Origin of the sequence: Syntrophorhabdus sp., assembly GCA_012719415.1 — a bacterium.
In the GTDB taxonomy this organism is placed as follows: Bacteria; Desulfobacterota; Syntrophorhabdia; order Syntrophorhabdales; family Syntrophorhabdaceae; genus Delta-02.
This window is the reverse complement of sequence record JAAYAK010000171.1, coordinates 1-4,799: the sequence shown is the minus strand read 5'-3', so window position 1 is coordinate 4,799 and position 4,799 is coordinate 1. Positions and strand designations below refer to the sequence as shown.

General features: G+C 58.6%; 7 protein-coding genes. 5 read left to right on the top strand and 2 right to left on the bottom strand.

Annotated features, from left to right (window positions below; all coding sequences use genetic code 11):
- On the bottom strand, window positions 1-349 hold a 349-nt coding region (locus tag GXX82_09990), incomplete at its 3' end, for a hypothetical protein (GenBank protein NLT23367.1).
- A 1-nt stretch (window position 350) separates the two neighbouring features.
- Window positions 351-716: a hypothetical protein gene (locus tag GXX82_09985; protein NLT23366.1), complete on the bottom strand. Its 366-nt coding sequence runs from the start codon at window positions 714-716 to the stop codon at window positions 351-353.
- 276 nt (window positions 717-992) lie between these two features.
- Between GXX82_09985 and GXX82_09980 the strand changes: the two genes are divergently transcribed.
- The 5 genes from GXX82_09980 to cysS form a co-directional block, all read left to right on the top strand.
- Window positions 993-1,691 (top strand): hypothetical protein, encoded by a 699-nt coding sequence (locus tag GXX82_09980; GenBank protein ID NLT23365.1) that lies wholly within the window; start codon window positions 993-995, stop codon window positions 1,689-1,691.
- Between the two features lie 17 nt (window positions 1,692-1,708).
- Window positions 1,709-2,374: a hypothetical protein gene (locus tag GXX82_09975; protein NLT23364.1), complete on the top strand. Its 666-nt coding sequence runs from the start codon at window positions 1,709-1,711 to the stop codon at window positions 2,372-2,374.
- A complete protein-coding gene (locus GXX82_09970; GenBank protein ID NLT23363.1) occupies window positions 2,371-2,751 on the top strand; it encodes a hypothetical protein in 381 nt (126 codons plus the stop codon). The genes GXX82_09975 and GXX82_09970 overlap by 4 nt, the downstream gene beginning before the upstream one ends.
- Window positions 2,752-2,989: 238 nt before the next feature.
- On the top strand, window positions 2,990-4,462 hold the full coding sequence (locus GXX82_09965) for a ParB N-terminal domain-containing protein (GenBank protein ID NLT23362.1): 1,473 nt from the start codon (window positions 2,990-2,992) through the stop codon (window positions 4,460-4,462).
- A 54-nt stretch (window positions 4,463-4,516) separates the two neighbouring features.
- On the top strand, window positions 4,517-4,799 hold a 283-nt coding region (gene cysS, locus GXX82_09960), incomplete at its 3' end, for a cysteine--tRNA ligase (GenBank protein ID NLT23361.1).

Below are 4,799 nucleotides of genomic sequence, written 5' to 3'. Positions count from 1 at the left end.
GGTCGAAGCCGCTCTCGACGCGCACGATGCCCATGAGGACGGAGAGAAAATTGAGCCGGTGCTCCTCGGAAGTGAAACGATATCTTTCCCAGTGGACGTGGTCGGCGAGTGCCTTCGCGACGGCGAGGGATGTCTTCTCGTCCTGCTTCCTGTTCATTCTGCGGATATGCCGCAGGATATGGCGAAAATCCCGATACTTGTCAGGGTTGTCGTTCTTCATGGTTTCGAGCTCGACAGACAGGCCTGCCGTTCCCCCGGCGCCGCGTGATCCACAATGTCCCTTCGCGCCGGGATAGATGCAGATGCCGAGAGCGCAAAGGAAGATGACAGTGATTCTTCCTGCGCGCAATTCATCCTCCGGGGTGATCGGGAGAGTACCAGATTGTCCCCTCGTTCGGAAGAGCGCCGTGTTCGGTCTTCATCTCGTTGAAAGCGTGCCCGTAAAGTTCCTCGAGGTCCAAAGGAGGTCTGATGTTCCCATCAAGGGCAGAGCGGTAAAGCGTGAGGAGCATAGAGACGCAGTCGAGCATTTCCCTGTTGGTATTAGGGTCGAACCTGAACCAGGCCAACTCCATCGCGTCGTGAAAACGGGCCGCATTGGTGGCTTCGGCAAGCCGCCTCGCCGCTCTTTCTATCACCTCCCGAGGGAGGATTATCTCGAAGCCCTCAGACCTTCTGGTTATGAAGGCGTCGGGTGTTTTGTTGCCGTTCGTCATCACTCTCCCATCCGATCCCTGGAGAATAAATAGCACCGGGTGTGGGAATCACCGGGTCAGGATCCTGACGAGCCGAAAGGCGGACGAAGGCGCGGTCTCCCTGCCGGCAGCGTGAATACGGCGGATGGTCTTTTTGCACCATGAAAGGGCTTCTTTGGAGCCTTTTGTGTTGACAAGACAACTTCGAATGTATTTCATAGATTGTCAAAGTAATTTCTTCGCAGGACAATCCACATCGATGCTCGAATACTGTTGTTCTCAAAGGAGGGGTGTGCCGTGGAACGGCAAGATGGAAGGGTCTCGGATCAGGGGATTTTTTTCGTGGCCGGTATCTTCGTATTTGGTGTTCTTGCCTTTCTCGCATCGCGGAGCGCCGTGGTGCTCCACAGGATAGAACTGCCCCTTCTTCGAGCAGAGGCAAGGATCCTTACATGCTGCCCGATGGGTGAAGTCCACGGGATGGAGCTTTCGAGAATCGAGGACATCCTTGCGATCGTCGATACAGAGGTCGCGAGGACGGGCAACTATGCCAGGATCAACGGGGGAGCTCTCAGAAGGGCCATGACCAGCGCTTCGAGAAGGACCAGAAGGACAGAACGTGTTCTGGCCTGCACCCTTCTGTGCTTGCTGGGGTTCCCTGTCATGGCGCGAACCTTCAGGGCGCGCCGCCGGCTCTATGACAGCCGGGAAAGCGCGCGGGCACCGGGCGGGAGGGGGATCGAAGGCTTCCTCCGGGTGACAGAGAAACATCTCGATCCGGGCATGAAGGCCTTGCTGAGCAAGGCACCGACGCCCGAAAACCTCATCGATGCCTTCACCGCGGTCCGGACGAAGGTGAACATACCCTGCTCGGTCGTCGCGCGGCTGTTCGGACGGGGCACGCGTGAGCGCATGGCCCTCCTGGGATATGGAAAGACCCGGGTGGCCTTTGCCGATGAGGAAATGGGCAGAAGGATATGTCGCAACGGGAAGTGAAAGGAGGTTTGAGGAGAATGGGTATGGAGCAGGGACTATCAACGATGGTGCCCTTCGGCGAGCGGGCGCAGGCAATCGCCTCCTATGCGCGGGCGTTTTTCAGGTCTGTGGACTCCGGCGAATTCAGTCTGATGGTTGAGAACGCCAGGTCGTCGGGCCAACTCTGGCTGGTGGAGAGACTGTACTCGGGGAAGGTAATCGAAAGCGTCGTCAGGACGATCCTCGGCAGGGTCGACAGGGGACATTTCGTGGGCGACCAGTTGAATGACTACGTTCAGGACGCGACGGTCGTCCTGATGCAGGTGGCCAATCAACAGAAGCTTGACCTTACGAAATCCCCGGGGGAGATCGCCTCCTACATCTGTCTCTGGATAGAGCAGAGGGTCAAGAGAATGGCCAGAAAGGACCAGCGCTGGAGGTTCTCTTTTCTTGAAGCGGCGGATGACATCGAGGGGTCTGCCGGTGACGCCGCCGTCGAAGAGAAACGTCTCAACGGTTGGGATCCAGGATGGGCCGGGGCATATTGCCCCCGTGGTCCGTCCATGGAAGGAAAGGCTGACGCACGACCGTGGCGGACGACCGCCGTGACCGAAAAGAGATTTCCGGCCTCCGCCTCAGGCGCGCGCAAGAGCGAGCGTAACGTCCTTTCCATTTTCGGTTCCTCGCGATCGGAGAAGATGTGACCCCCGGGAAGTTGCCGAAAGCGGGACAAGGGGAGGCGGGAAAGGGCTGTCCCGGCACAACGGATATGCTACTGTCCTACGTCGATCGTCACATGGCGGTGCTCGGGCCCTACGTGAGTTCCGTCTTCCTCGTCCTTCTCCTGAGGTCCGACGCCGGCAGAAGAAAAAGGGGGTTCATAAGAATCGCGGGTCTGTCGCTCGGTGAGATCGCCAGCGTGGCCGGGATATCGAAAAGGAAGACCATCGATGCCCTCAAGGCCCTCAAAGGCCGGTGGATGATCGTGCAACGCAAGGGAAAGGGAAGGGGGAACAAGAACCATTACTATTTTCTTCCCGTGGAAAGGTGGTCTCATCCCGGACGTGGTGAGAAGGGGTGAGTCCGGCGGATACCATAACTGTCCCAGACCGGGTCCACGGTTTCGGATCCCTGGTGGCATCCGTTCTCGAAGTGCATCCCGTGCATCTTTCGAGTGGAGCGGCCCGCGGTAACCCGCGAACCCAGGGCGGTCCGCACGGAAGAGGCTGTTCCCGGCCCGTGCCTGAATTGTACAGGAGGTTCTGTTCGGGCGCGGTGAATGATTCCTGTAATGACAGGGCCCTGCGCGCGGAAGACGGATGGATAGAGTGCATGACGTGAACATCATGGGCCATGCGGCAGGGCCGGACAATGTGACCATGCAAGGAAGGGGGCACATGGAGATAGAAGACATAATTGTTGGCAGGCGCTACAGGGAAGATCTCGGAGACATGGAGGACCTGAAGCGCTCCATATCGGAGCTGGGTCTTCTCCAGCCGATCGTGATCCGAAAGGGAACGAACGAACTTGTTGCCGGCTACCGCAGGCTCAAAGCCCTCGCGGAACTTGGTATGACCTCCCTCGTCGAAGGCACCCATGTCAATCTCGTCGACATAGAGAGCCTCGTGCTCGGCGAGCATGACGAGAACATCTGCAGGAAGGACTTTACCATATCTGAGAAAGTGGCCATCTTCGAGGCGGTCAAGGAGGAGCAATTGAGGATCGGAGTGGAAAGGCAGATCCTGGCCGGTGCCCGGAGACCCGGCGACAGGGCCGCCGCCGGCCATTCAGGTCTTAATGGGGCCGAAGACGCGAACGTGGTGGTGGGGACGAAGGTCGGCCGCGGGCACGGACACGCCAGGTCCCATGCGGCGAAGGCGGTCGGGCTCCATCAGAACACGCTGAGAAAGGCCTCCGAGATTGTGGCTGCCGCGAGAAAGGAGCCCCGGAGGTACGGTCATCTTGTGAGAGAAATGGACCTTTCCGGAAAGGTCGACCCCGTCTTCCAGAAATACCTCCAGGAAAGAGCTCGCCCCGTGGCTGGAGCGCATGGACTTTGCCCTTCGCTTTCCCGCATGCTCTCGGATCGACAGGGTTCGGTTCCTGAAGCCCTGTGCAGCGCCATGGCATGCATTTCCTTTGAACGTCAGGAGGAGCTTGTAAGCCGCTTCGCCGCCGTTTTCCACCTCGTCAGGCCCGCGGATCTCGATCAGGCGGCGAGGAAGCGGTCCGGTGGCGGCGGGCTGGGAGAACTCCCGGAAGACGAGGCCTTTGCGCTTCTCGGTGATATCCTGAGGGAGGCCGAGATTGCTTCGCGCGAGTGGGTCTTCATGCCACAGGTGAAACAGGTAGCCTCCATCGTCATGGACGTGGCAAAGGACCAGCGGTCCCCGACCCTCGACAAACTGGATTTTTTCATGATCGGCCTCGCCGGGTTTGTCGACATGACGTGCAATTATCTCCAGGTGGCCAGGAAGGAAGGGATCATCGAAGACCTCCCTCCCGGTGTTCTCACGGGATACCTTGCGGTGATCGATGCCTTCCAGATGCTCTACGAAAGCAAGCTTCCCCGGCGGGTAGGCGCGGCCCGGATGAGAGAGTGGGGTCTTCGCCCCGGCGAGATGCCTGATACGGGAACCTTAAGGGACCACGCCAACGCGATGAAGGCGAACGAAATGATAACGGACGCGGCGGAAGGAGGCATCCCCTACTATCACGAGGAGATCTCAAACCTCGTCCGGAACCTCCGCGATGGCGCCCGCCAGCTCGCGCCCACCGGGAAGAAGAGCTGATTCAATTGCTTTGACAAGGCCGCGAGAGCTGTGGTAGAAAATACGGTCAACACTATGGCCCTGAAGGTTTACAATACGATATCAGGCAGGAAAGAGGATTTCACTCCCGTAAAGGAAGGGGAGGTGAAGCTCTACGTTTGCGGAGTCACCGTGTACGACCACTGCCATATCGGCCACGCCAGGAGCGCCATCGTTTTTGATACCATATACCGTTACCTGCGCTCGAAGGGGTTCGGCACGACCTACGTGAGGAACTTCACCGACATCGACGACAAGATAATCAAGAGATCTCATGCGGAGAACATACCCTGGCAGGAGGTGGGCGAAACGTACATTC

Excerpts from the sequence above, each read along its gene's own strand:
- GXX82_09975 (NLT23364.1), top strand. The coding sequence starts at position 1,709 with ATGGGTATGGAGCAGGGACTATCAACGATGGTGCCCTTCGGCGAGCGG.
- GXX82_09985 (NLT23366.1), bottom strand. The coding sequence starts at position 716 with ATGACGAACGGCAACAAAACACCCGACGCCTTCATAACCAGAAGGTCT.
- GXX82_09965 (NLT23362.1), top strand. The coding sequence starts at position 2,990 with ATGGATAGAGTGCATGACGTGAACATCATGGGCCATGCGGCAGGGCCG.